The 24,154-nt window shown below is 34.3% G+C and carries 26 protein-coding genes and 1 pseudogene; 22 read left to right on the forward strand and 5 right to left on the reverse strand.

The features are described 5' to 3' along the window. Positions 1-100: 100 nt before the first annotated feature. A pseudogene (locus tag ACFFIS_RS14130) lies at positions 101-328 on the reverse strand (helix-turn-helix transcriptional regulator); the annotation flags it as partial. Positions 329-436: 108 nt separating this feature from the next. On the opposite strand from ACFFIS_RS14130, the gene ACFFIS_RS14135 reads away from it, so the two are divergent. The 9 genes from ACFFIS_RS14135 (at position 437) to ACFFIS_RS14175 (ending at position 8,426) form a co-directional block, all read left to right on the forward strand. Beyond that, the gene (locus ACFFIS_RS14135) at positions 437-916 is read left to right on the forward strand and encodes a GyrI-like domain-containing protein (protein ID WP_320379405.1); all 480 of its coding nucleotides are present in this window, start codon (positions 437-439) and stop codon (positions 914-916) included. Between the two features lie 882 nt (positions 917-1,798). Next, positions 1,799-2,335: an RNA polymerase sigma factor gene (locus tag ACFFIS_RS14140; protein WP_390188062.1), complete on the forward strand. Its 537-nt coding sequence runs from the start codon at positions 1,799-1,801 to the stop codon at positions 2,333-2,335. Further along, the gene (locus ACFFIS_RS14145) at positions 2,328-3,104 is read left to right on the forward strand and encodes a hypothetical protein (RefSeq protein WP_390188064.1); all 777 of its coding nucleotides are present in this window, start codon (positions 2,328-2,330) and stop codon (positions 3,102-3,104) included. The genes ACFFIS_RS14140 and ACFFIS_RS14145 overlap by 8 nt, the downstream gene beginning before the upstream one ends. Next, positions 3,091-3,966 carry an ABC transporter ATP-binding protein gene (locus ACFFIS_RS14150; RefSeq protein ID WP_390188066.1) on the forward strand — a complete coding sequence of 292 codons (876 nt, stop codon included), beginning with the start codon at positions 3,091-3,093 and terminating at the stop codon, positions 3,964-3,966. The genes ACFFIS_RS14145 and ACFFIS_RS14150 overlap by 14 nt, the downstream gene beginning before the upstream one ends. Then, positions 3,944-5,095, forward strand: a complete 1,152-nt coding sequence (locus tag ACFFIS_RS14155; RefSeq protein WP_320379401.1) for a hypothetical protein — start codon at positions 3,944-3,946, stop codon at positions 5,093-5,095. The genes ACFFIS_RS14150 and ACFFIS_RS14155 overlap by 23 nt, the downstream gene beginning before the upstream one ends. A gap of 1 nt (position 5,096) precedes the next feature. After that, positions 5,097-6,323: a hypothetical protein gene (locus tag ACFFIS_RS14160; RefSeq protein ID WP_390188067.1), complete on the forward strand. Its 1,227-nt coding sequence runs from the start codon at positions 5,097-5,099 to the stop codon at positions 6,321-6,323. Positions 6,324-6,853: 530 nt separating this feature from the next. Continuing rightward, positions 6,854-7,330 (forward strand): DUF2975 domain-containing protein, encoded by a 477-nt coding sequence (locus tag ACFFIS_RS14165; protein ID WP_320379398.1) that lies wholly within the window; start codon positions 6,854-6,856, stop codon positions 7,328-7,330. Positions 7,331-7,340: 10 nt separating this feature from the next. Further along, a complete protein-coding gene (locus ACFFIS_RS14170) occupies positions 7,341-7,547 on the forward strand; it encodes a helix-turn-helix domain-containing protein (protein ID WP_320379397.1) in 207 nt (68 codons plus the stop codon). A gap of 453 nt (positions 7,548-8,000) precedes the next feature. Beyond that, complete coding sequence (locus ACFFIS_RS14175) at positions 8,001-8,426, forward strand: YhfM domain-containing protein (protein WP_390188069.1); 426 nt, start codon at positions 8,001-8,003, stop codon at positions 8,424-8,426. A gap of 307 nt (positions 8,427-8,733) precedes the next feature. Here the strand turns inward: ACFFIS_RS14175 and rpsD are convergent, their stop codons facing one another. Continuing rightward, positions 8,734-9,336: a 30S ribosomal protein S4 gene (rpsD, locus tag ACFFIS_RS14180; protein ID WP_390188070.1), complete on the reverse strand. Its 603-nt coding sequence runs from the start codon at positions 9,334-9,336 to the stop codon at positions 8,734-8,736. 362 nt (positions 9,337-9,698) lie between these two features. On the opposite strand from rpsD, the gene ACFFIS_RS14185 reads away from it, so the two are divergent. Then, positions 9,699-11,531, forward strand: coding sequence for a sensor domain-containing diguanylate cyclase (locus ACFFIS_RS14185; RefSeq protein WP_390188072.1), 1,833 nt, complete (start codon positions 9,699-9,701; stop codon positions 11,529-11,531). 20 nt (positions 11,532-11,551) lie between these two features. Here the strand turns inward: ACFFIS_RS14185 and msrC are convergent, their stop codons facing one another. Continuing rightward, the gene (gene msrC, locus ACFFIS_RS14190) at positions 11,552-12,037 is read right to left on the reverse strand and encodes a free L-methionine (R)-S-oxide reductase MsrC (protein WP_320379392.1); all 486 of its coding nucleotides are present in this window, start codon (positions 12,035-12,037) and stop codon (positions 11,552-11,554) included. A gap of 152 nt (positions 12,038-12,189) precedes the next feature. Between msrC and refZ the strand changes: the two genes are divergently transcribed. The 5 genes from refZ to ACFFIS_RS14215 all read left to right on the forward strand — a co-directional run bounded on the left by refZ (position 12,190) and on the right by ACFFIS_RS14215 (position 17,499). Continuing rightward, entirely contained in the window at positions 12,190-12,813 is a 624-nt protein-coding gene (gene refZ / locus ACFFIS_RS14195) for a forespore capture DNA-binding protein RefZ (RefSeq protein ID WP_390188073.1), read from the forward strand. Between the two features lie 240 nt (positions 12,814-13,053). Further along, the gene (gene ezrA, locus ACFFIS_RS14200; protein ID WP_320379389.1) at positions 13,054-14,742 is read left to right on the forward strand and encodes a septation ring formation regulator EzrA; all 1,689 of its coding nucleotides are present in this window, start codon (positions 13,054-13,056) and stop codon (positions 14,740-14,742) included. A 117-nt stretch (positions 14,743-14,859) separates the two neighbouring features. Continuing rightward, positions 14,860-15,999 carry a cysteine desulfurase family protein gene (locus tag ACFFIS_RS14205; RefSeq protein WP_320379388.1) on the forward strand — a complete coding sequence of 380 codons (1,140 nt, stop codon included), beginning with the start codon at positions 14,860-14,862 and terminating at the stop codon, positions 15,997-15,999. 6 nt (positions 16,000-16,005) lie between these two features. Then, positions 16,006-17,208 (forward strand): tRNA uracil 4-sulfurtransferase ThiI, encoded by a 1,203-nt coding sequence (thiI, locus tag ACFFIS_RS14210; RefSeq protein WP_390188075.1) that lies wholly within the window; start codon positions 16,006-16,008, stop codon positions 17,206-17,208. 90 nt (positions 17,209-17,298) lie between these two features. After that, a complete protein-coding gene (locus ACFFIS_RS14215; protein WP_320379387.1) occupies positions 17,299-17,499 on the forward strand; it encodes an alpha/beta-type small acid-soluble spore protein in 201 nt (66 codons plus the stop codon). A gap of 85 nt (positions 17,500-17,584) precedes the next feature. On the opposite strand, the gene ACFFIS_RS14220 is transcribed toward ACFFIS_RS14215, so the two are convergent. Next, complete coding sequence (locus tag ACFFIS_RS14220; RefSeq protein WP_320379386.1) at positions 17,585-18,397, reverse strand: NAD kinase; 813 nt, start codon at positions 18,395-18,397, stop codon at positions 17,585-17,587. Between the two features lie 161 nt (positions 18,398-18,558). Between ACFFIS_RS14220 and ACFFIS_RS14225 the strand changes: the two genes are divergently transcribed. The 6 genes from ACFFIS_RS14225 (at position 18,559) to ACFFIS_RS14250 (ending at position 23,210) form a co-directional block, all read left to right on the forward strand. Then, positions 18,559-19,164 carry a DUF2953 domain-containing protein gene (locus ACFFIS_RS14225; protein ID WP_320379385.1) on the forward strand — a complete coding sequence of 202 codons (606 nt, stop codon included), beginning with the start codon at positions 18,559-18,561 and terminating at the stop codon, positions 19,162-19,164. 15 nt (positions 19,165-19,179) lie between these two features. Next, positions 19,180-19,665 carry a GerW family sporulation protein gene (ytfJ, locus tag ACFFIS_RS14230; protein WP_320379384.1) on the forward strand — a complete coding sequence of 162 codons (486 nt, stop codon included), beginning with the start codon at positions 19,180-19,182 and terminating at the stop codon, positions 19,663-19,665. 153 nt (positions 19,666-19,818) lie between these two features. Further along, entirely contained in the window at positions 19,819-20,319 is a 501-nt protein-coding gene (gene tpx, locus ACFFIS_RS14235; RefSeq protein WP_320379383.1) for a thiol peroxidase, read from the forward strand. Between the two features lie 79 nt (positions 20,320-20,398). Beyond that, a complete protein-coding gene (locus ACFFIS_RS14240) occupies positions 20,399-21,394 on the forward strand; it encodes a class I SAM-dependent methyltransferase (protein ID WP_320379382.1) in 996 nt (331 codons plus the stop codon). 42 nt (positions 21,395-21,436) lie between these two features. After that, positions 21,437-22,624, forward strand: a complete 1,188-nt coding sequence (locus ACFFIS_RS14245) for an acetate kinase (protein WP_320379381.1) — start codon at positions 21,437-21,439, stop codon at positions 22,622-22,624. Positions 22,625-22,697: 73 nt separating this feature from the next. Next, a complete protein-coding gene (locus tag ACFFIS_RS14250) occupies positions 22,698-23,210 on the forward strand; it encodes a MogA/MoaB family molybdenum cofactor biosynthesis protein (protein WP_390188079.1) in 513 nt (170 codons plus the stop codon). A gap of 155 nt (positions 23,211-23,365) precedes the next feature. On the opposite strand, the gene ACFFIS_RS14255 is transcribed toward ACFFIS_RS14250, so the two are convergent. Next, complete coding sequence (locus ACFFIS_RS14255; RefSeq protein WP_320379380.1) at positions 23,366-23,803, reverse strand: universal stress protein; 438 nt, start codon at positions 23,801-23,803, stop codon at positions 23,366-23,368. A 113-nt stretch (positions 23,804-23,916) separates the two neighbouring features. On the opposite strand from ACFFIS_RS14255, the gene ACFFIS_RS14260 reads away from it, so the two are divergent. Next, positions 23,917-24,069, forward strand: coding sequence for a hypothetical protein (locus ACFFIS_RS14260; protein ID WP_320379379.1), 153 nt, complete (start codon positions 23,917-23,919; stop codon positions 24,067-24,069). Positions 24,070-24,154: the final 85 nt, after the last annotated feature.

The raw sequence follows: 24,154 nt of genomic DNA on the forward strand, positions 1-24,154 counted from the left end.
AGGAATGGCTAAAAAACGAATCAACTGATGAATAATTATTTATTTTAGGGTGGTTCAAAATTTAATTGCGAAGTGGCTCACTTTTCACTTGCGAAATACAATCATTGGTAAAGCGAACGGAAGGCAAAACAGAGTTACTCATAACGGAATAACCTCCATCCCTTCCAACTTCAGCTTCTAATGGCATCCCCATGGCTTCAATATCCCTGATATCCCTAATAGCGGTCGAACGAGAAATATTAAATTCACGCATAATTTCAGATATTGTAAAGAAAGAGCGGTTATTGATATACCGCATGATGGTATTAATCCGTTCAACTTTTTTCATTGGCTTCCCTCTTAACAGTATCATTTTTTGACACGGTTTAATGCTATCATAAAACTTAACAAAGGAAAAACCAAATCTTTTGTTTCATTTAAAAGGAGGATTTTTGTAATGGCAAACTATACTTTAGTAGAAAAGGACAGCTTTACTGTTTTAGGTTTTGGAGTAGAAATGAAGAGTGATTACACAGACCAAGCTGGAATTAATAAGGAAAAAGCAGACTTTTGGCATGCCGTTAACCAAGATGGACGCCTTGATAAACTAAAAACTGTCGCAAAAAATGACTACATTTTTGTTGTCAACGAAGCGGTGAATAACAAGATGATGCATTACGTTGGTGTTATGGCGGAGGAGTCCTTACCAGAGGCAACTAGACTTATCGAATTTCCTAAAGGGGAATACATCGTTGTTAAAGGGGAAGCGCATACAGACGAAGAGTTGGGTAACAAGCTTACTGGTATTGCGTTTGGTGAAGTCCTTATGGAAGTAACGAATGTATCTTATGTTGGCGGTCCAAATGCTGTAGTTTTGATGGGACAACAGGGCGGCTTAGTATATGGCGAAATGTGGATCCCTGTTGTTAGAAAATAAAGAGATAAAAGCCGGGGGAATCTACCTTCTAGTTTCTAAATAAATGGTTAAAGATGACTTCATTAAACAGATCGCTAATGGTCACTTACCAAAAGTGATCTGTTTTGTTATTAATGGAGGGGGAGATAGAAAATCAGCTTTTTTCAAGATACATTTTCCATATTTAAATAGAGAGACTTATTATTTTTAGATAGCTATAAAGATATAGAGGATGTTTATACATTCCCATAAAAAAAGAGAATGGTATGTCAACACTAAACTGGACAAATGTTTTAAGGAGCAACTATTTTATATTCAACGGGCCTTAAACATTATACGTCCTATACGTCTTCTTGAGACAACCATACCTCTTTTCTTTCATTCAGGCTTGATTTTTCGGGGACCGTAATTTTGGCAGTTTTTTATGGGAAATATCAATAATCGCTTTAGTTAATTCACTTTCTTCTGTGGAACGATTATCTTCTTCTTTAAATGAACCAGTTGTTTTACTCTATTTTATCCATTTATCTAGTGCAGAGGGAGTTAATTCATATTCACTAAATGTCTTTTCTTGGTTTTCCATTTTCATATAGAAAGAAGTTAAGTAACTTCTCTTGTTCAATGTGAAATAATTTTACGAGTAACTTTTTACGAAGACTATAATTTAAGAGGCAATCATCAATACAAAATACTGTGGTGGGCTGAAATATTAGAAGAAATGCACACGATGCTGGATAGTGTAGAAAGAGATTTAGCGTTAAGGTATGACCTTATTATTCCATCTGCCAAAGTTGTTGCAAAGAAGTCAACAAATCTGACTTTGATATAGTAAAAAGTAAATAGTGCAACGATTATAACTTGGATTTCGAATATAAAGGTAATGAAATAGAAAGGAGTAGAAAAGTGTTAACTGATAAGCGTTTAATTCGTTACATATTAAAAAAAGGTTCGAATCAGGCAGCAAATGAATTGATTCGACGTTATTATGATGACCTGTATTTTTATCTTTATCGTCAAGTTGGTAACGGAAATGACGCTCTTGATTTAACACAGGAAGTTTTTATCGCTGCTCTAAAAGGATTGAGTTCTTATGATGAACGCAAATCTTCATTTAGAACATGGATTTTCCGTATTGGAACCTATAAAGTCATTGATGCACGCCGCAGGGTGAAGGCAACTTGGTTAGAATTAAAAGATGTGCAATGGGGAGAAGAAAAAGATTTTGATGAAAGTTTGTATCAGAAGGAGTTATTAGAAGCGATTAATCAATATGTTGCAAGCTTTCGTCCGGAAATCCAGGAAGTCTTTCGGTTACGAGTCTATGGGGAATTATCATTTCCAGAGATTGCTTCATTGCTTGTTAAAAAAGAGGAGCGAATCAAAGCCCAGTACTATCGATTGATTAAAAGAATTAGAGAGGAGTTTAGTGAACATGAATAGTGAGAAAAAAAGTATCCTTTTCACACGGGATGAAAGAGAAAATAGCATTGCTTTTATTTTAAAAGAAGTCAATCTTCGTCCAATAACGTTTAAAGAATTTCTTCGCTCTTATTATAAAGAAGTTGGTTTCCGTTATCTATTTTGGGGAATGGGAGATATTTTATTTATTGTTGGACTTTTATTGATAGGAGTGGGGATACTATATTTTCCTGATTTACATCATTTACTTGAGAATGACCACCGTGATGAAATTTATTTTACTGTTTTTGGGGCATCTCCTATTTGCTATGCACTGTTGTATTTTCTTGGAATTTGGAAAGAGAGACTATTAGGAACCTTTGAACTAAAAATGACACTAAGTGTTTCTTTGAAGGAACTATTCATTATACGTATGTTGGCGTTTAGTGGGATTTCTTTAGTTGTTTCTGTTGGGGGTAATATCCTTATTTGGCAATTGCTTGGTCAGGAACTTTCGTTGATGAGATTGCTTAGTCTGTCTTTTTCTTCCTTGTTTTTATTTGCTAATATTCAACTCCTTCTAGAATACAAAATACCGATGTATTGCAGTTATTGGGTAACGCCGACTATATGGGGGGCTGTGGGAGTTCTCTTTGCTTGGAAACAAGACTGGATTGCTCAGCTTCTGTTGTATCTGCCGCTTTCAATTGTCACAGTGCTTGTTTTTGGATTAGTACTTTTATTTTTCTATTTATTGCGTTACAGCTACTTTATGAAAAAGGAAGGAACGATTACCTATGTTAGTACTTAATCATGTGAGTAAGAAATTTCAGTCCAATCCAATTTTGAAGGATATTTCTTTGACTTTTGAAAATGGCGTTTATGGATTATTGTCTCCGAATGGTGCGGGAAAAACGACATTATTGAAAATGATTACAACACTTTTATTTCCAACCTCTGGTGAAATATTATGGAATGGACAAGCAATTAAAGAGCTTGGAGCGGAGTATCGGGGAATATTAGGTTACTTGCCACAAGATTTTGGTTACTATGGCAATTATACTCCCACAAGATTTTTATTATATATTGCAGCATTACAAAAAATGAATAAGAAAGAAGCGAAAGAAAAGATTGATCAGCTTTTAGAACTTGTTGCACTTTCTGATGTGAAAAATAAGAAAATGAAACGTTTTTCGGGAGGGATGATTCAGCGGGTAGGAATTGCTCAAGCGATGTTAAATAATCCGAAGTTGCTCATTTTAGATGAGCCAACAGCAGGCTTAGACCCAAAAGAACGCGTTCGTTTTCGTAATTTGATCCATCGTCTTGCTCAAGACAGGATTGTTATTTTATCTACACACATCGTTTCGGATGTTGAGACGATTGCAAAACAAATCATTATGATTAAAAATCATCACTTGTACTGTTGCGAAACACCCTCCCAAATTACCCAATCGGTACAAGGGAAAATTTTTGAAGTTCCCGCTACTTATCAATTAGCTCAAGAGCAATTGCTATTAAGTGAAACAGAAAGCGATAAAGGTCATTTGCTAAGAATTGCAAGCCCATTTATCCCAAAGGAAGGGGTGGAAGTACGTCCAAGTTTGGAAGACGCATTTCTGTACATTTATCGAGATAGGGTGGCTGAAGATGTTGCGAATTATCCCCTTTGAGATTCGTAAACTATTTGAACAGCCAATGATCTTCTTGTTTTTTATCGCAAGTTTATTTTTAAATACAATGTATATTGCGACAGCAGAGCTGGATCAATCTTATTTAAATTATGTTCAGGAAACTGAAGTAAAAACAGGAACTTTAATTACATCCGAATTCCATGAAAAACTTTCCAATCAATATACTAGTAGAAATCAACAGCGATTACTGATAGAAACTGCTAAACTAGAGAATGTTTTTCAACATTACGCAACAGAGGTGTTAGGTCAAGAAATGATTAATTATTTTCAAATTCAAGGTTCAGTCGCTGAAAAAATGAAGATAAAATACGAAAAATTAACTTCTGTCGTACATGAATTAGCAGAAGAACAAGCTGCATTGGAAATGGGCACAGCGGGAGAAACAATGAGTATCTTCACCTTTATAAGAAACCGATTATTTCGTGCGATTTTAGGAGAAAGTTTGATTTTTGCTTTATTATTAGGTTTGTATGGAAGTACTTCTGAGCGTTTAACGAAAACAGATGTCTTAGTGGTGACATCAAAAACAGGACGTAAAACACAAGTGGGTAAATATGCAGCGAGCTTCATTCTCATATTTCTATTTTATGTAACGATGGTCATGTTGACGTTTGGCATTTTTAATCATATGTATCCTATTGGAACATTATGGGAGACAAGTATGTCGACACAATTTCACTTAAATGTTTATGTCCCTCAATCGCTGGAAATTCCCTTTATACCTTGGCAACCAATGACATTGTTAAACTATACGATTCTGTCCATTGTATTAGGTGGACTATTAATCATTATCTGTCATGGATTTAATTTTCTCATAGGCTTATGGACAGATCATTTATTTCGAGGATTTATTGTCTTTGTTATCATGTATGTTGTCTTCCTGGGACTGGAACAAATCATTAATCAAATGGGGTGGTGGAACTTGCATTCTCTATTGATGTGGCACCCCATTTCACTGTGGAAAGTACAAGGCTATTGGTTTACGGAAATGGGACCTTATGCAACAATTCCGTGGCAAGAATCAATTGCAATGGTAATCAACATATTTCTCTTAGGCATTGGCGGTATTTTAACAAGTAAATTCTATGCTACAAAGGAGGTAAAATAAAGTGTTTACTGTTGAGTTTAAAAAATTATTTCAACCGATTTTACTTCTTGTTGCACTTTTGATAACGATTGTGTTCTTCAATCAAGAGTTGACTTTTATCCATAAATTTTGGCCGAATGGCGGTTTGATTCCTATTTATGAGCAAGCTTCTGATTGGCAAAATCGATTTGGACAAACGCTTGAAGATGAAGAAATAGCAGAAATCGAAGCGGAGTATGTTACCTTGGTCAAACAAGCGGACATGATTGTCTCGGAAAACCCTATCGCAAAAAAACTTCAACTTGGAAATTATGCTGAGTTTGAATCCTGGTATGAAGAAAACGTTCCCCTTGGGGCAATCAATGAGATGAATGAAAAAGAGAAAGAAATCGTTAAACAAATCGATGGGATACAGCAGGACTTGATAAATGATACCGCTCATTCAATGGTGGATAAAATCAATGTCTTACAAAACTTATATAATTCTATGAACCAATTTGATTCATCGGAAGTGTTTCTCAATGATGAACATTATACGGAAAAAGAAAGAGAAAGGCTTTCAGAAACATTGTTTATGGAAGATGGTTGGCGGAATATTTTGCCCAGTTATTTATCTTCGACAGTTGCTAGTTATTTTGAAAGTATTCTTATCTTATTTATTTTTCTATTGTCCATATTGATCCCTTCTTTTTTTGTTAGAGATCGCTTGTTAGGGTTACAAAAAATTCAATGGAGTAGTCGTCATGGACGGAACATTCTTTGGACACAATTTATTATTGGTATGACTGCTAGCTTTTTGTTGATTACTTTTGTCGTAGGGATTTTTGGAAGTTTGTTGTATTTTACTGATTTCACACAATATTTTTCGAATGGATTGAATTCATTTTTTATCGATAATGAGGAACCTTTATTACTATCTTTTTATCAATGGACATTTGCCGAGTGGATAGTGAACGTTATATTGTTAGTTTACTTGACTGGGATGGCTTATAGCGGAATTCTCTTATTCCTCTCTCAAACCAGTCAACATTATTTATCACTACTAATGAAAATCATTCCAGTTGGTTTTGTATTTATCTTTATTGCTAATCGAGTACTCAAAGATGCATTTTATCTCAAAAATGAATTGTATCAATGGACAAAAATTCCAATGATTGAAATATATACGGGAATTTTTTTGTTGGTTATTTGTATCAGTTTACCAATCATTTTTTGTATTCGACAGCAAGGTAAAGATTTATTAAATTGATTTACCATCATGGATTTAAAGAGAAATTCTTTAATCCTTTATAAGACCCCCAAATTGTTGGGGAAGAATAAATTATTCTACGAAGCACAGAAAAAGGAAGACCCTAGAAATGTTGATAAATCAACCTTTCTAGGGTTTTAATTGCTTTTTAAGAAGTAGTTCTATTAACGTGAGTAAAGTATGGGAATGATCTATTAGATAAAATAGGTGATTTAGTATAATATCAGATCCTTAGAGATTTTTAATATTTAAAGAATCTTTACCATAAAGTAAAGTAACTTCCTTTTACGGGTGCGGTAGCTGAATAAATACGTGTGGCAAACGGAGTCAGACTGTGGAATGAGGCTGTGTTGAAATAATGAGGTATTATTTAGGCTTACAATATTTTTGAAAAGTATCTTTGTTTACTCAAAGATACTTTTTTATGTCAATAATCAATAAGAATTCATTGAAAATGAATATATATTTATTGAATTACGATAAAGTTGTGTTAACATTACAATGATGATAATTAAGTGAGGTGCTTTTAAATGCAACGAGGAACAACACTCTTTTTAAGAATTGCCGTTTATTTTATTGGGATTATGGTACTTGCCTTGTTTATATTTTGGTTACCTAGATTAGCAAACGATACTGCAGAAATGTTTCCTGAGTTTTCCTATTTACGATTTCCCGTTTTAATCGGTTTGTATGTAACAGGAATCCCGTTTTACTTTGCTTTGTATAAAGCTTTGAAACTTTTAACCTACATTGATAAAAGCAATGCCTTCTCGGAGTTGTCTGTAAATGCATTAAGATACATAAAATACTGTGCAATAACAATTAGTGGCTTATATGCAATAGGGGCTATCTTCTTATTGGCACAAAACGCTTTACATCCCGGAATAGCAATTATCATATTTACAATTATTTTTTGTTCCGTTGTTATTGCAGTCTTCACTATGGTTCTTCAGAAGTTGTTGAAAAGTGCTTTAGATATAAAATCAGAAAATGATTTAACGGTCTGAGGTGAAAATAGTGGCAATTATAATCAATATTGACGTGATGTTGGCAAAAAGAAAAATGAGTGTAGCAGAATTATCCGAAAAGGTTGGAATCACAATGGCTAACATATCTATTTTAAAAAATGGAAAAGCAAAAGCGATTCGATTATCTACTTTAGAATTAATTTGCAAGGCATTGGATTGTCAGCCGGGGGATATTCTTGAATATCGAAGGGATTAGACAATCAAGATCGGAAATGAAATGGGAGCCGCCGGTACTTGTTCATAAATTGAAAGGAAGTGTTAATCATTACTATTTCATTAATATTCTTGATAATTTTCGGTATCATTGTACTTACAACGTTTATTGTGCCTGCAATTTTGGCTATTAGAAAAAGTGGAAAGGGAAAACGTCCTTATAAGATTTCTTATATAATAGTAGGGCTATTAACTTTTCAATGGCTCTTTTTCTTGACTAATGGATAAAGTTTACTACCAATGGACGTTGCCGATGCATTGTTTGTGCCTATATGGTTGGTGCTGTGTGTAGGGGGAGCAATCACGGCTATCGTTGAATTCAAAAACAACAAGTTTTTTCTATTCCCGTTGGAGGCTTAACAATCATTAGTTTTTTATTTAGTATCCTTGCTTATGGAATTGGAGAAATATGATTATCAATACAGGGGGAGACATTTTGAAAAAAATACTTTTTATATTATTGTTATCTTTTTGTACATTACTTTTATTTGCTTGTCAATCTCAAGAAAAGGAAATGATGATGTTAGATGATATTTCATCGATTTCCATTTCTAAATCTGGTGGCTATGGTGGAATAAACGAAAATTATATTGCAACAATTGATAAAGACACAACCATATCAAGGTTTGAAGAGGCTTTGAAAAATGCAGAAGGTAGGGAACAGAAAGTTAATGTCGATACTGAAAAGCCTGATTATGATATTTTAATTCGCTATGAAAATGGGGAAACTCACGGATTGCACCTTGTGCTTGGGAATACAGGAGAAAAAGGCAGAGTAATGTATGTTGGTCACGAAAAAAATGGCTTTGACATATCTTCAGAAGACACAAAGATTTTAAAGGATATTTTAACAAACCAATAGAGAAGTATTCCCTAAACGGGCAATTGTGAATACCATTGGTCTAATTCTTCTGTGAAAAAATATAGAGGAATGAGATCTTTTAGCCCCCAAAAATCCTTTTCGTTTTAAATTAATTTTTCCTGATATTATTTCAATTGTCACATACGGTGGTGACAAATGGTAAATCCTAAGACAAACATAGATAAAAGAATGATAAGGGGTGTACATATTATATTTTTAGAATTAACCACAAAATAAAAAACCCTCAAAACGTTGATTTAACAACATTTCAAGGGTTTTGTTTACGTTAAAATGCAAAGTGCTAATATTAACGTGAGTAGAACTCAACGATAAGTGATTCGTTAATTTCAGCTGGAAGTTCAGAACGTTCAGGTAATCTTGTGAACTGACCTTCTAATTTGTCTTCATCAAATGTTAAGTAGTCTGGAACAAAGTTGTTCACTTCAACTGCTTCTTTGATAATGTCAAGGTTTCTAGCCTTTTCACGAACACCAATTGTTTGACCTGGTTTTACTTGATAAGATGGAATATCAACGCGTTTTCCATCAACTGTAATATGACCATGGTTTACAAGTTGGCGAGCTTGACGGCGTGTACGAGCAAGGCCAAGACGGTAAACGAGGTTATCAAGGCGTGAATCTAAAAGAATCATAAAGTTTTCACCATGAACACCTTTCATTTTACCAGCTTTTGCAAATAGTGTACGGAATTGACGTTCGTTTAAACCGTACATAAAACGTAGCTTTTGCTTTTCTTGTTGCTGTAATCCGTATTCTGAAAGCTTTCTTCTTTGATTTGCTCCGTGCTGACCTGGTGCATAAGGGCGCTTATCTAGCTCTTTACCAGTTCCTGTTAATGAAATGCCAAGACGACGTGATTTTTTCCAAATCGGTCCAGTATATCGTGCCATGAGACATTTCCTCCTTATATTTTATTATTTGCATAAAATAAACGCATGTGTGTTCCTTACCGATGTTCATTTTGTTTTCATGTACCATCGCCCCAGCAGCTGAGGGTTACGCGATACACCTCTTCATGAGGAACAAAATGAGTCCAAGCGGTGGTTCACTTAGGCTACTTAATTATTTTACACAAAGACTAGTATAAAAGTTATGACACGATAAGTCAACATATACGAAGGATATTTATTATAATGAAAAAAATTATGCTAAATAGTTGTTTATATATGAAAACAAACAAGATATTCGCTATAATAAAAACGTGACATTAGTCCTATATTTATGAATTTAATCTTCATATTAAGGTGATAAAATGAAATTACATACAGTAAAAGAGGAATTGGGCAGTTTATATTTCGATTTAATAAGTGACATGCCAAAATGTAATGGTAATGGAGAATTCTTTTCAACAGTGGCAAATCATTTGGCTAATATTGTGAATCAAAGCTATATAGCAATTTATATTTACGATGAATGGGAAGCGGTATTTAAGTTAGTCGGTGTAAATGAACAAGGAAAGAGCCTCTTTCAGCCATCTTTTATGAAAGATATACAAGGTAATCCTGTATTAAAGCAACAAATTTTCACTAAAACAACAGATACTCCTCCGTATCTTATTCATTATATTCACCTTGAATTAGATACCAATCTTATTGGGTATATGATATTTGGCTCTGAAACAAATGAAAATGAGCTCGTTTTAGAATCACATGAAGCCATAAAGGAACTTACTGAAAATTTTATTAAAACATTACAGTACTTTCATAAAAATAAGGAATCTAAACATAAGCTGCGTTTTTTATATGATCTAAGCTATCAATTGGATTCCACCATAAATAAAACAGTTATTTTAGAGAAAATAATTGAAGATATGAAGTTTCAGTATCCTGGTTTAACTGTCTATTTATTTTTATCACAAGATATAGAAACTACGAGTTTACCAATAAAATCTCTTGAATATGATGAGCAGGGTGTAAACGAACCAAGTACACGTGCATTTTTAAGTGGAACAACATTATTAGATAATCATCATGAGGGTAATCGATTATATGCCCCCTTAAAAGGTAAACAAGGTGTATATGGTGTACTTGAAGTAATCGCCCCAGCAGATTTATTTTTTCCTAAAAAGGAAATTAACTTTATTTCTCAATTAGCAAAAGTAGCAGGAAAGGCAATTGAAAATACAACATTGATTCAAAATTCGAATCGATTAGTTACTGATTTACGATTAATTAATGAGACTTCGCGTCAATTAAATTCAAATTTAAATGTATGTGAGATTATAAAACTATTGAAGGGAAAAATTGCTGAACGGTGCAAGTACTCACAAATAGGAATTATACATAAAGCGAATAATGATAGTGTCGTGCAGATACTAGAGGGAAGCACGGAATATTTTTATACAGAGGCTGGTACGGCCCTCGTTAATGATTTATTTGGGAAGGTAACCTCGAAAAATGATGGATTAATTAAAGGGAATTATGCCGATGGAGTTTTACAATTTCGATCATTGATGGCTGTGCCAATGCAATATGCAGGGGTTAGTCGGGCGATGATTGTGTTGCTACATGAAAAACCTTATTATTTTACTTTTGAGAGTTTCAAAATTGTCCAAGCACTCATTGGGCATTCTACACTTGCACTATCAAATACCATCTTAAAAGAAAAACTGGAACATGCTGCCATTACAGACTATTTAACAAAATTACATACAAGGGCTTATTTGGATGATAGAATTAAAGAGCATATGGAAGTAGGTAAAATGGGTAGTCTTGTTTTATTCGATATTGATGATTTTAAAAAAATAAATGATCATTATGGTCATCATATAGGGGACCGTGTGTTAGTTCAAGTTGCGAATATATTGTGTGAAAGCATTCGTAGTCACGACATTGCAGCTAGATGGGGTGGTGAGGAACTTGCTATCTACCTACATGAATGTAACATTTCCGATAGTGAAATCGTGGCTGAGCGAATTCTTGCGAAAGTGACACAACTTACCAATCCACGCGTTACTTTATCGGCTGGTGTCGCGATGTGGTCTTGTCAACAAAGGGAATCGGTTGTCAACTTATTTATTTGTGCAGATAAAGCACTATACGAAGCAAAGCATGCTGGAAAAAATAAAGTTATTCCATATCAATAAAAAGCTAGAGCGTCTAGCTCTTAGCTTTTTATTGCTTTTAATAACACGTCTGCAAACTTTTCTAGATAATATTGGTCAGTTTCGTCAAATCGATCTTTTATTGGACTGTCTATATCAAGTACACCTATGATACGGTCTTTATCAATTAATGGAATGACAATTTCGGATTGGCTTTGGGAGTCACAAGCGATATGCCCCGGAAAAAGATTTACATCTGGGACTAGTTGTGTCTTTTGTTCTTTAATCGCTGTACCACATACACCTTTTCCATATGGAATACGAATACAAGCAGGTAACCCTTGAAATGGACCTAGAACCAATTGGTCTTCTTTCCATAAATAGAAGCCTACCCAATTAATGTGATCTAAAAATTGATTTAATAAGGCAGCAGCATTTGCTAAATTAGCTATCATATCTTTTTCATCAGCAACGAGTGCATCAAGTTGTTTGGTTACAAATTCATAGTCTTTTACTCTATCTCCTGTATAAGCTGAAGTTTGAAACATATAAATCATCCTTTGCATGTAATATTCGTATTCAAATGCGATAATTGCGATTGTTTGCAGGAATTTTAGCTTCTATGTCGTATTTAGATGGTATGAGAGTAGATTCCGATTATTTACGCTAATAACCTAGACGCCCAAGGAGGTTGAGTATTTTGAAAACCAATCAAACGAAGCAAAAAATATTGGATACTGCTTCATTATTATTTTATCAAAAAGGATTTAGCGGGACATCTGTGCGTGATATTGCGGAAAAGGCTTCTGTCAACGTTTCGGCAATTAGCTATTACTTCCGAAGTAAACAAGGTTTACTAGAAAATGTTGTTACAAATTACTATGAAGAATATTTCAAAATAGTAGAAGAAAATATACATAAGTTACAAACATTGCAATCATTAGAAAAACTAAAAAAGTTACTTGAAGTAATTATACATTATAAACAACAGCATCACCAAATGTCTTGTTTTATCCATCGGGAACTAACGTTAGATTCAGTTTTTGTACGTGAAATTACTGTAACTTATTTAGCAAAAGAAAATCACTATCTAAGCAAGTTGTTTTTTGATGTTGTGAAAGAAGGGAATGTTCCCTTAATAGACCGTCATTTTTTATTTATGCAATTAAAAGGAATGCTTATTACACCTTATATTTTACATACGGAGTTAAAAGCACAAGTTATTGGTACATATTCTAATGAGGAATTTGCTATTAAATATGTTCAAACAATTCATCAGTGGCTCGATTCAATCGTTGATAAGAAGGTTATCAATCCAGTATAGAAAATTGCAAAATTGAATTACTTCCAAGAAATTTGTAGAAGAAAACGCATGTATTTTTCGAAAAATGTCAGATAACCAATTAATTTAAGTTTTCTTAGCCAAAAATACCTATTACATGGTATTATAAATAATAGCGTATAACGATTTAAAAAATACAATAATGGATAGTCGAGAAACATTTAACATTTAATATATGTATAAAATACTCCCTCTTATTTGGAACTGGTTAGGAGGCATCTTATGGAATTTATTATCGGTGGTATTTTAGTAATCATTGCAATTTTAATTGCGGGGTTAATTTTTCGTAAACGTATCTACGATGAAGTGGATCAACTAGATAATCGGAAGATGGAAATTGTAAATCGAAATGTTGCTTCAGAGATTGCTAGAATAAAAAAATTAAATCTTTCTGGTGAAACACAAGATAAGTTTGAAATGTGGAAAGATAAATGGGAAACGATTGTTACAAACGAATTGCCGAATTTAGAGGAACAATTATTTGATGCGGAGGAAGCGGCGGATCGTTATCGATTTCCAACTGCAAAAAAACTATTACAAAAAATAGCTAGCACTTTGAAAGAAATTGAACAAGATATTGATACAATCATAGCCGAACTCGATGAATTAATTGATACAGAGAAAACGAGTCGAATGGAAGTAGAACAAATTGTACCAGAATTAAGTCAACTTAAAAAACAACTGACACAACAATTTTATCAATATGGAAAAGCTGGAAATAAGTTTGAAGCCAATATAAAAACATTGGAAGAACGAACAAATTATTACTTTGAACTTGTAAATACAGGAAATTATCTTGCAGCAAAAGAACATGTTGAAGAAGTCAAGGTTGATTTTGAGAAATTAAAAGAATCATTTGAGGAGTATCCGTCTATTTTTAAAGCATGTAGTCATCATCTACCATCTGAACTCGATGAATTATCTAACGGTTTACATTCTATGAAAGAAGATGGTTACCGGGTAGAACATCTCGGATTTGAAAAAGAAATTCAGCAATATAAACAAAGGCTACAGGATTGTGAAAAAGAATTAGAACAAGCTGAAATAAAGGAAGCCAAAAAAGTAGTAGCTGAACTTGAGATACGTATAAAAGAGATGTATCAATTACTAGAAAAAGAAGCACTTGCGAAAAACTATGTGGATTCACATGTTAAGAGTTATGAATCTGCTCTAAGTGAAACAGCATCAACTTTAGAATCAACAAGATTGGAAGTTGATGAAATAAAACAAACCTATTACTTAGACGATATGGACATGGAAAAATATTTGTCACTGGATAAAGCAATTACCCAATTGCAAAATCAATTCAGTGAATTAACTAGAAATCTAACAGACGATCAAACGGCTCATTCGACTCTCAGAGAGCAGCTTGAAAGTGGATTTAAACAAATAGAGGAATTGCGTGCAAGACATGAAGAATTTAAAGAAGGTTTATTAAATCTTCGTCAAGATGAGATAAAAGCAAAAGCACAATTATCTGAGATGCGCGAACAACTACAAAGTACGTATCGGAAGCTGAAAAAAAGCAATATACCAGGTATTCCGGAATTCATATTAAATATTATGGAAAATGCGCAAGAAAAAAATCAATATGTATTTCAAGTGCTTGAGAAAAAACCGTTAGATATTGCGGAAGTGCAACAAGCATTAAATGAGGCAAAATTAATGATTGATCAATTGATAGAACAGACAGATTTTATGTTGGATCAGGCATATTTTACTGAACACGTTATTCAATATGCAAACCGTTACCGTAGTAAGGATCCAGTTTTAGCGGCTAAATTAGCAGAATCTGAACGACTATTTCGTACTTATGAGTATGAAAGTGCGTTAGAAGAAGCGGTAAAGGCTGTTGAGGAAGTAGAACCTGGTGCGATTAAAAAAATTGAGCAAATGCAAGAAATTTTGTAATGTAAAAGTACGTAGGCTGCCCCGTAGAAAAGGATTACTTTTCGACTGTCAGCCTATTCTTTTGTTTAGGGAGCGAAGTTAATAACAAGTTGATTTTTCATGAAAGGGTTCTGTATAATGATTTATTTAGACAATAGTGCGACAACGAAGCCACATAAAGAAATAATCGAAAGCTTTCAACAGGTAACGACAAGATTCTTTGGGAATCCTTCTTCCATCCACCAGTTTGGTGGTGACGCAGAAAGACTCCTATTGAAAGCGAAAGAACAAGCTGCACAGTTATTGGAAGTTGCTGAAAATGAAGTGTTTTTTACTTCAGGTGGTACAGAAGGGAATAATCTTGCAATTAAAGGAATTGCCTTTGAACATCAAAATCGAGGAAAACATATTATTACGACCGAAATTGAACACCCTTCTGTTTATGATGCATGTAAAAGTTTAGAAACATTTGGTTTTGAAATTACTTATTTACCGGTTAATGAAGCTGGCGTTATTTCATTACATGATTTAGAAGCAGCAATTCGTGAAGATACGATATTAGTAAGTGTCATGCACGTGAATAATGAAATTGGTTCGATTCAACCAATTGAAGAAATTGGTCACATATGTAGTCAATACCCAAAATTGTATTTTCATGTTGATGATGTCCAAGGATTTGGGAAGGTTCCTCTCAATTTGGAACGCGCAAAAGTTGATCTATGTACGATTTCAGGTCATAAATTTCACGGATTAAAAGGGACAGGTATATTAGTGAAAAGAAATCACATTTCCTTACATCCGCTATTTCATGGTGGGGAACAACAAGCAGGTATACGATCTGGGACAGAAAATTTAGCGGGAATTGTTGCGATGGTAAAAGCAATGCGTCTTATAAAAGAGCGAGAGACAGATGAGAGGAGCACTCTTCGGCACTTGTATATGCAATTAAGAGAAGGATTGCAAGAAGTGGAAGGTGTTTTCATGAATTCTCCTGAAAACGGGGCACCACATATTGTTAATATTTCCGTACCAGGATTAAAACCAGAAGTGATGATTCATACACTTGGACAGAAGAATATCTTTATTTCGACTAAATCAGCTTGCTCATCTAAGCAGTTAGATGAGAGTCGTATCATTAAGGCATGTGGATTTAGTTTAGAAAGATCGCAATCAGCTTTACGAATTAGCCTTTCATATGATAATACAAACGAAGAAATAAGTGAATTTCTCGATATATTTAAGAAAGCTATGAATGAATTAAAAAAAGTAATGAGGTAGGTACACATGGAATTCGATCATATTTTAATTCGCTACGGTGAATTAGCTTTAAAAGGTAGAAATCAAAATAAATTTTTAAATAAATTGCAACATAACATCCAACAACAATTAAAATCATTTTCAGGTGTGAAAGTGAAACGAATTCAAGGTAGAATGTTTATATTATTAAATGGACAGGATCCTGAACCAATTATGAATAAGTGTCAGCAAATATTTGGCATTCACAGTTTAAGTTTAGCTTTAAAAGTAACGAATGATGTAGAAGAAATTAAAAAAGCTGCTTTATATGCATTATTACAGGCAACCCATGTTCATACATTTAAAGTTGTTACAAAACGTGCACATAAAGGGTTTCCAGTTGGTTCACTTGAGATGAATCAGATTATTGGAGGATATTTATTAGAAAATAGTGAAGGAATCACAGTAGATGTCCATCGGCCTGATTTAGAAGTACGGGTAGAAATCCGCACAGATGCAACTTATATAACGAGTGCAACAATTCCAGGTGCTGGAGGACTTCCAGTAGGTACATCTGGTAAAACATTATTGCTATTATCTGGTGGTATTGATAGTCCAGTTGCTGGATATTTGACAATGAAGCGGGGAGTAGAGTTAGAAGCGATACATTTCCATTCCCCTCCATTTACAAGCGATCGCGCAAAACAGAAAGTATTAGATTTAGCAGAAAAACTTACGCAATATGGACATAAAATAAAAGTTCATATTGTGCCATTCACAAAATTGCAACAGCAGATTTTTGCAGAAACAAAAGATGGATATGGTATGACGATCATGCGACGGATGATGTTCCGTATAAGTGAGGCTGTTTGTAAACAAGAAGGAATCTTGTCTATCGCTACTGGGGAAAGTTTAGGCCAAGTGGCGAGTCAGACGATGGATAGTATGAATACGATAAATGAAGTGACAAACTACCCCATTCTACGACCTTTAGTAGCGATGGATAAGCAAGAGATTATTAAAATTGCTCGTAAAATTGATACGTATGATATATCCATTCGTCCATATGAAGATTGCTGTACGATTTTTGTACCAAAGGCACCAAAAACAAAGCCAAAGCGTGATAAGTCAGCTTACTATGAAGCAAAATATAATTATGATGCGCTCTTAGAAGAAACAATCGCGGGAATTGAAACCATTACAATAACAGGACAAAAACGTCAAGAAGACCAATTTAAAGATCTGTTTTAAAAATTGCCAGCATTAGCATGACTTTCCAGTGAATTTCATGCATGATTCACCTCTCTTTTCGACATAGTAAGTAATGTACCAAGGAGGTGAATGAAGATGGCAAACAACTCAAATCAGTTGGTAGTACCTGGCGTACAACAAGCACTAGACCAAATGAAGACAGAAATTGCCCAAGAGTTCGGTGTTAACCTTGGTGGTGAAACTGTTTCTCGTGCTAACGGTTCTGTAGGTGGAGAAATCACAAAACGTTTAGTTCAAGTTGCTCAGCAACAATTAGGCGGTCAAAAATAACAATTTGATATAGGAATGGATGTGGACTATCCCATTAATGGGATAGTCCTTTTAAATTTTCAATAAGATAGAAAACCTAAAGTATTTACAAAAACATACGTTTTACACGGTCCCAATATGTATTGTTTTTTAATTTCACAGTTTTAACGACTTGATTGCTTAAGCCAACGGTGACTTCTTTTACATTTCGGATTGGAAAAGCTTCATTGTCAAAGCTTATTACTGGAAAATCATTTCCACCTTGTTCAATTTCTAAATGTAACTTCTTTTCACTGCTAAGAATAAATGAAGATCCAAGTGTCCGATATTTATTATTATTTAACGAAGCTAGTTCCGTAACTTGGAAGCAAGGCAATTTTGGATCAATAATAGCTCCCATTGTTGATTTATTATATCCAGTACTGCCAGTTGGTGTTGCGACAACAAGTCCATCGCCACGAAAAGTCTCAAAATGTAAATCATCGATATAAATATCCATCACGATTGTTTTTACAATTGGAGAACGGACACTTATTTCATTTAAACATTTGGAAGATGCAACACCATTTATCGATACGTCAATGAGTGGAAAACGCCTTACTTCGATTTCTTCCTCATGTTGAACAGCATACAATAGTTCTGAAAAGTTTTCTAAATTGAAATCACAATAAAGTTCAATTTCATGCTGAAGTGCAATTCCCACATATAGACAATCTTGTCTAAATCCTGTTTTTCTAACAGTTTGTAAAAATGCACCATCACCGCCGATACTAACAATAATATTAGCTTTTTTAGCCTCGTCTACAACAGTAAAATCATTGTTTACCGCAACGTCTTTTAGTCTTTCAAGCTGCTCATTAATCGTTTCATCCTGCTTATGATAAAAAAATATGTGCTTACGGTACGGCTGTTTTGTCATGTCATTTAACCTCCAAGAAAGATGTTTATGTTTATATCTAGTTTAGCATGAATGGTTTGAATACCCAAAAGTATTAAAAAATCTCACTTGTAATCTGATCTCGCATAAAATTGGAAAATTGATGCAATATAAGAAGAAAAGTTTTTGAAAGGGTGATCGTCTTGCTATGGAAAGTGATGATAATTGTTGTTATGACAATGATGATTATACTTGCTATTTTATTGTTAACATCCAAAGTGTATATACATATTCATTACGTTTATTCGCAGGCTGATCACCATATTTATGTGAAGTTTCGCTTTTTAAAAATTACATTATTTCAACGTGAAATTACTTTGGATGGAGTAGCAGGAGATATTCATATGGATGATATTTTACAATTTATCGAATCCATAATAAGGGAGAGGGAAGTTGGTAAAAAGATGAAAAATATATGGAAAGAACTGCAGGTGCTAAAGGAAGAAATGAAGTTGATAATCCGCACCGTTGTTTTTCAAGAGTTTTGTTGGAAAACGAACATTGGCGTTCAAGATGCGATGACAACAGGTATAGCAGCTGGAGCGTTATGGGCTGTAAAAGGCACGGCAGTAGGTTTAGTGTACCAGCCATCCCCATTTAAAAGGAATCCGGAAATTGCTGTCTACCCGTCCTTTCAACAACAGGTTTTTAGAACGGATTTTAGCTGCATGGTATCCGTGAAACTAGGACAAGCTATACGTGTTACAAATAAATTATTAAAAAATGCAACAATAAAAAAACATACATAAAAGGAGGATTTTCGTATGGAAGAACATCCAATTCAAGGTTTAATGACAACAACAATGGAAAATTTAAAGGACATGATTGACGTAAATACAATTATTGGTGATCCAGTGGAAAGTCCTGATGGAAGTGTCATTATACCCGTATCTAAATTAGGCTTTGGCTTTGCTGCAGGTGGAAGTGAATTTAAAGGAAGTTCAGATAGCTCAGATAGTGATTCCGTATTACCTTTTGGTGGTGGAAGTGGAGGCGGTGTATCTGTAACGCCGATTGCCTTTCTCATTGTGAATGGAAAGGGAGTAAAGATGGTCCATCTTGATGAAAATGTGCATATTTATGAAAAAATTATTGATTTTGCACCAAAGGCAGTGGAAAAAATTGAACAAATGTTAAAAGAATCATTCGGCAATCAAAATAGTAATAAATCTAGTGAAGAAAAGGGTAAATTTAAAAAGTTGAAAAGAGCAAAGCTATCTGATGATGAAGATCAAAATTATATGATATAACTTAGAAAATATGTATTTTGATTATCGTTTGCTTTGAAAACGAATACACCTTTATAATGAATTGTGGTCTAGTACACATGGGATTGTTATCATTGGACATCTAACTTGATTCTCCTCATAATGAAGATAGAATAGCTTAAGGAGTGATTTGTGATGGTTCATGTAACATTTAATCAAGAGCCTGTTACACTTGTTGGAAGTGAAATTAAAGTTGGGGATCAGGCGCCAAATTTCACTGTTTTGTCCAATGATTTAAAGGAAGTAACGTTAGACGACTACGCGGGAAAGGTAAAGTTAATTAGTGTTGTACCTTCTGTGGATACCGGCGTATGCTCTGAGCAAACAAGACGTTTTAATGAAGAAGCAGATAAGTTAGATAACGTACAAGTACTTACAATTAGTATGGACTTGCCATTTGCGCAGGCGCGTTGGTGTGCAGCAAATGGTATTAAAAACTTAGATACGCTATCTGATCATCGATTAGCTGATTTTGGTGAAAAATATGGTGCTTTAATCAAGGAATTGCGTCTACTATCAAGAAGTATATTTGTTGTGGATTCAAATAATACCGTTACATATGTGGAATATGTAAGCGAAGTAACGAATTTCCCAGACTATGACTCAGCCTTGAAAGCTGCAAAGGAAGCAAAATAAATAATTAATTGAATCTCTCTCATTCAAGATGCTGAGAGAGATTTTTACGTGACCAATGGATTAGAATGGGGGATTCGCTTTGGAAGTATCGCATGTTAATACGTTATTTACATGGATGGACCATGTAGCAACAATTATTGAACAGCATGAAAAAGAGCCTTATTTAGACAGTTTAGCTCATGCAATGAATGTATTATTTCAAAATCAAACAGATCATATTGCAGATGATTTATTATCCCATAAATTAAATGGTGAACTTGAAAAAATACAAATTGATCAGTTTAGTACGATTGAAATTCGAAAGGCTGTTCAACTTGCTATCTTAAAAGGGATGAAAGATACAACGCAACAACAGCATCTGATTACACCAGAGTCTGTAGCAATGTTTGTTGGTTATATAGTAGAAAAATTGTTTGCTCAACAAGAAAAGGTAATGATTTTTGATCCGGCTTGCGGAACGTCAAATTTATTAACGACCGTGATAAGCCAGTTGGAAAATAAAACAATTGAAGCGTATGGTAGTGAAGTTGATCCAACGTTAGTTCAATTATCTTTGCAAAATGCAAACTTGCAAGAAATGGAAATCGAATATTTCCATCAAGATAGTTTAAGACCATTTTTATTAGACCCAGTAGATCTAGTTGTGACCGATCTTCCAGTTGGTTATTATCCTGACGATGTTAGGGCAAGTCAATTTGAATTAAAGGCTGATGAAGGACATTCCTATGCACACCATTTATTTATTGAACAAAGTATCACCTACACTAGAGAAGGTGGATATTTAATTTTTATCGTTCCCAACTTTATGTTTGATGGTGTAGAGGCAAATAAATTACATGCTTTTTTAAAGGAAAAAGCTGTCATTATTGGCTTACTTCAATTGCCGGAAAGTATGTTTAAAGTAGAAAAGAATGCAAAAAGTATCTTTATCATTCAAAAAAAGGGCGAACAAGTCCAACAAGTAAAACAGCCATTGTTAGCAAAATTACCTTCTTTTAACAATACGAAGGCGATGGAGGACATGTTATCACAATTGAATGCATGGTTTAAAGATAATTTAGCAGAGAGGTCATGACCATTGATCTTTCTGCCTTGTATAATGCTGAGGAGTGAAGAAATGAAAAAAATACTTGCTATTAATGCGGGAAGTTCATCATTAAAATTTCAACTTATCGAGATGCCAGAAGAAACGGTAAAAGCAAAAGGAATTGTAGAAAGAATCGGTTTAAACGATGCCATTTTTACATTTGAAGTGATTGGAAAAGACAAAGAAACCGTTACACAAGATATACCTGACCATGAGGTAGCAGTAAACTTATTATTAGATAAACTTACAGCTTCAGGTGTGATCCAATCATTACAAGATATTGATGCGGTAGGTCACCGTGTTGTACATGGCGGGGAGAAATTTAATGAATCTGTCATTATTACGGATGATGTGATTCGGGATATTGATGAGTTATCTGAACTTGCACCTTTGCATAACCCTGCACATATTACAGGAATTCTAGCATTTAAAAAGGCATTACCAAATGTACCGATGGTTGCGGTATTCGACACAGCATTCCACCAAACAATGAAAGAAAGTTCTTATTTATATAGCTTGCCTTATGAATATTATAAGAAATATAAAATCCGCAAATACGGATTCCATGGTACATCACATCAATACGTATCACAACGTGCGTCTGAATTATTAAATATCCCATTAGAACAGTTACGACTTATTTCCTGTCATTTAGGAAATGGTGCTAGTATTACGGCTATCCAAGGTGGAAAATCACTTGATACGTCGATGGGCTTTACGCCTCTTGCAGGAGTTACGATGGGAACACGCTCAGGAAATATTGATCCAGCTTTAATTCCATATCTTATGGAGAAAACTGGCAAAAGTGCAGAAGAAGTTGTGGAAGTATTAAACAAAAAAAGTGGTATGCTCGCATTATCCGGTTTCTCAAGTGATTTAAGGGATATAGAGGAAGAAGCGGATACGAATGAACGTGCGAAACTTGCATTAGATATTTTTGCATCAAGAATTCATAAATATATCGGTTCATACGCAGCTAAAATGTCTGGCGTAGATGCTATTATTTTCACAGCAGGTATTGGAGAAAATAGTCCGACAATACGTGCAAAGGTTTTAAATGGGTTAGAATTTATGGGGGTTTATTGGGATCAAACGTTAAATAAGATTCGTGGAAAAGAGCAATTTATTAATTATCCTCATTCACCAGTTAAAGTTATTGTCATACCGACTAATGAAGAGGTTATGATTGCCAGAGATACAATGAAATTAACGAATTAAAATACGCGTTCAAAAGGTACGTATTTCTATACCTTTTGCTTGTCTTCATGAAGAAATAAGGGGAGGGGGATTCATGGTGATTCATCATCACAAACAAAAACATCAAATTGTAAAATGTATGATTCTGACAGTAAGTGATACACGGACAATGGGTACGGATAAAAGCGGGCAGCTAATAGAACAATATCTGACAGATCATGACCACCGTGTTATCGCTAGGGAAATAGTACAAGATGAGCAGTTAGAAATTAAAAAAGTGGTACAAGCGGGCTGTACGAATGAAGAGATCGATGCAATCATTTTAACTGGGGGAACAGGAATTGCGTATCGCGATGTTACAATCGAAACGATAACAGCCTTTTTTGATAAAGAAATTCCGGGTTTTGGCGAAATTTTTCGGATGTTAAGTTATCAAGAAGATATCGGTTCTGCAGCAATGATGTCACGTGCAGTTGCAGGTGTTTCTAATCATACAGCTATATTTTCCTTGCCTGGTTCATCAGGAGCGGTACGATTAGCAATGGAAAAATTAATCTTACCCGAGCTTGCACATGTAGTAAATGAGGTTAAAAAGGATTTGAAATAAAAAATAGCACCCCAATAAGATGGAGGGCTATTTTTTATTGCTGAATTACGATTTTAAACGGAGTATTTGATGAAGATTTTGATATTCTCATTCGTTAATTTATCGCAGGTAAACTGACTGTATGTCCCTGCTATTGAAACAACACCACTTGCATTTTAACTTCGTACAACTAGTACATCACAAGGCGCATAACGAACGATACTTTCTGAGACACTCCCAATAAAGAAGCGCTCCACTGCATTTAATCCTGTTGCACCACAAATAATGAGATCTACATCATATTCTTTTGCCAAATCTTTCGTGAGCACTGTACGAGGTGAACCGAATTTAATACATGGTATGAGATTTTCTACACCTGCATTTTTTGCCCTATTTACATAATTATCAATCATATCTTTTGTATCTTGTTCCACTTTTTCAATAATCGTTCGATCGTATGGCTCTACAATAGCGATGGAACGGGTATCTACAACATGAGCAATGATAAGTCGTGAATTATTTTGTTTTGAAATATCTAAGGATTTTGTAAAGGCTATGTCAGCTTCTTTTGAGCCATCTACCGCAACAATTATATTTTTATATTCTGGTTTCACTGTAACAACCTCCTTTAATTATCCTACACCTTTATTATAAAGCATGTTTTGGTAAAAGAAGACAATGAAATAAGACAAATTATTGTACAAACTACATAGTGGAGGTGAAACAATTGCCTAAAAAGAAAAAGCAAAAAATGTTTGAAGACAATGCAGGTGTTCAGGCAGTTAAAAATCAGTTAAATGAAAGTTATCAAAGTGGTGTAGTAGAAGATCAATTGGAAAATAATCGCGCGATTCATTCTTTTAATAACCAAAAAAAATAAGTAGTAAAAACTCATATTATGGTAAAATAATTCAGTAGGGGTAAAAACCTTACTGAATTATTTTTGTAGTCGTATTAAAATGTGG

Source organism: Paracerasibacillus soli (assembly GCF_042432965.1).
GTDB classification, from domain to species: Bacteria; Bacillota; Bacilli; order Bacillales; family Amphibacillaceae; genus Paracerasibacillus; species Paracerasibacillus soli.

Coding starts and splice junctions, on each gene's coding strand:
- ACFFIS_RS14135 (WP_320379405.1), top strand. CDS start 437: ATGGCAAACTATACTTTAGTAGAAAAGGACAGCTTTACTGTTTTAGGT.
- ACFFIS_RS14145 (WP_390188064.1), top strand. CDS start 2,328: ATGAATAGTGAGAAAAAAAGTATCCTTTTCACACGGGATGAAAGAGAA.
- ACFFIS_RS14150 (WP_390188066.1), top strand. CDS start 3,091: ATGTTAGTACTTAATCATGTGAGTAAGAAATTTCAGTCCAATCCAATT.
- ACFFIS_RS14155 (WP_320379401.1), top strand. CDS start 3,944: ATGTTGCGAATTATCCCCTTTGAGATTCGTAAACTATTTGAACAGCCA.
- ACFFIS_RS14165 (WP_320379398.1), top strand. CDS start 6,854: ATGCAACGAGGAACAACACTCTTTTTAAGAATTGCCGTTTATTTTATT.
- rpsD (WP_390188070.1), bottom strand. CDS start 9,336: ATGGCACGATATACTGGACCGATTTGGAAAAAATCACGTCGTCTTGGC.
- ACFFIS_RS14185 (WP_390188072.1), top strand. CDS start 9,699: ATGAAATTACATACAGTAAAAGAGGAATTGGGCAGTTTATATTTCGAT.
- msrC (WP_320379392.1), bottom strand. CDS start 12,037: ATGTTTCAAACTTCAGCTTATACAGGAGATAGAGTAAAAGACTATGAA.
- ezrA (WP_320379389.1), top strand. CDS start 13,054: ATGGAATTTATTATCGGTGGTATTTTAGTAATCATTGCAATTTTAATT.
- ACFFIS_RS14205 (WP_320379388.1), top strand. CDS start 14,860: ATGATTTATTTAGACAATAGTGCGACAACGAAGCCACATAAAGAAATA.
- thiI (WP_390188075.1), top strand. CDS start 16,006: ATGGAATTCGATCATATTTTAATTCGCTACGGTGAATTAGCTTTAAAA.
- ACFFIS_RS14215 (WP_320379387.1), top strand. CDS start 17,299: ATGAAGATGGCAAACAACTCAAATCAGTTGGTAGTACCTGGCGTACAA.
- ACFFIS_RS14220 (WP_320379386.1), bottom strand. CDS start 18,397: ATGACAAAACAGCCGTACCGTAAGCACATATTTTTTTATCATAAGCAG.
- ytfJ (WP_320379384.1), top strand. CDS start 19,180: ATGGAAGAACATCCAATTCAAGGTTTAATGACAACAACAATGGAAAAT.
- tpx (WP_320379383.1), top strand. CDS start 19,819: ATGGTTCATGTAACATTTAATCAAGAGCCTGTTACACTTGTTGGAAGT.
- ACFFIS_RS14245 (WP_320379381.1), top strand. CDS start 21,437: ATGAAAAAAATACTTGCTATTAATGCGGGAAGTTCATCATTAAAATTT.
- ACFFIS_RS14250 (WP_390188079.1), top strand. CDS start 22,698: ATGGTGATTCATCATCACAAACAAAAACATCAAATTGTAAAATGTATG.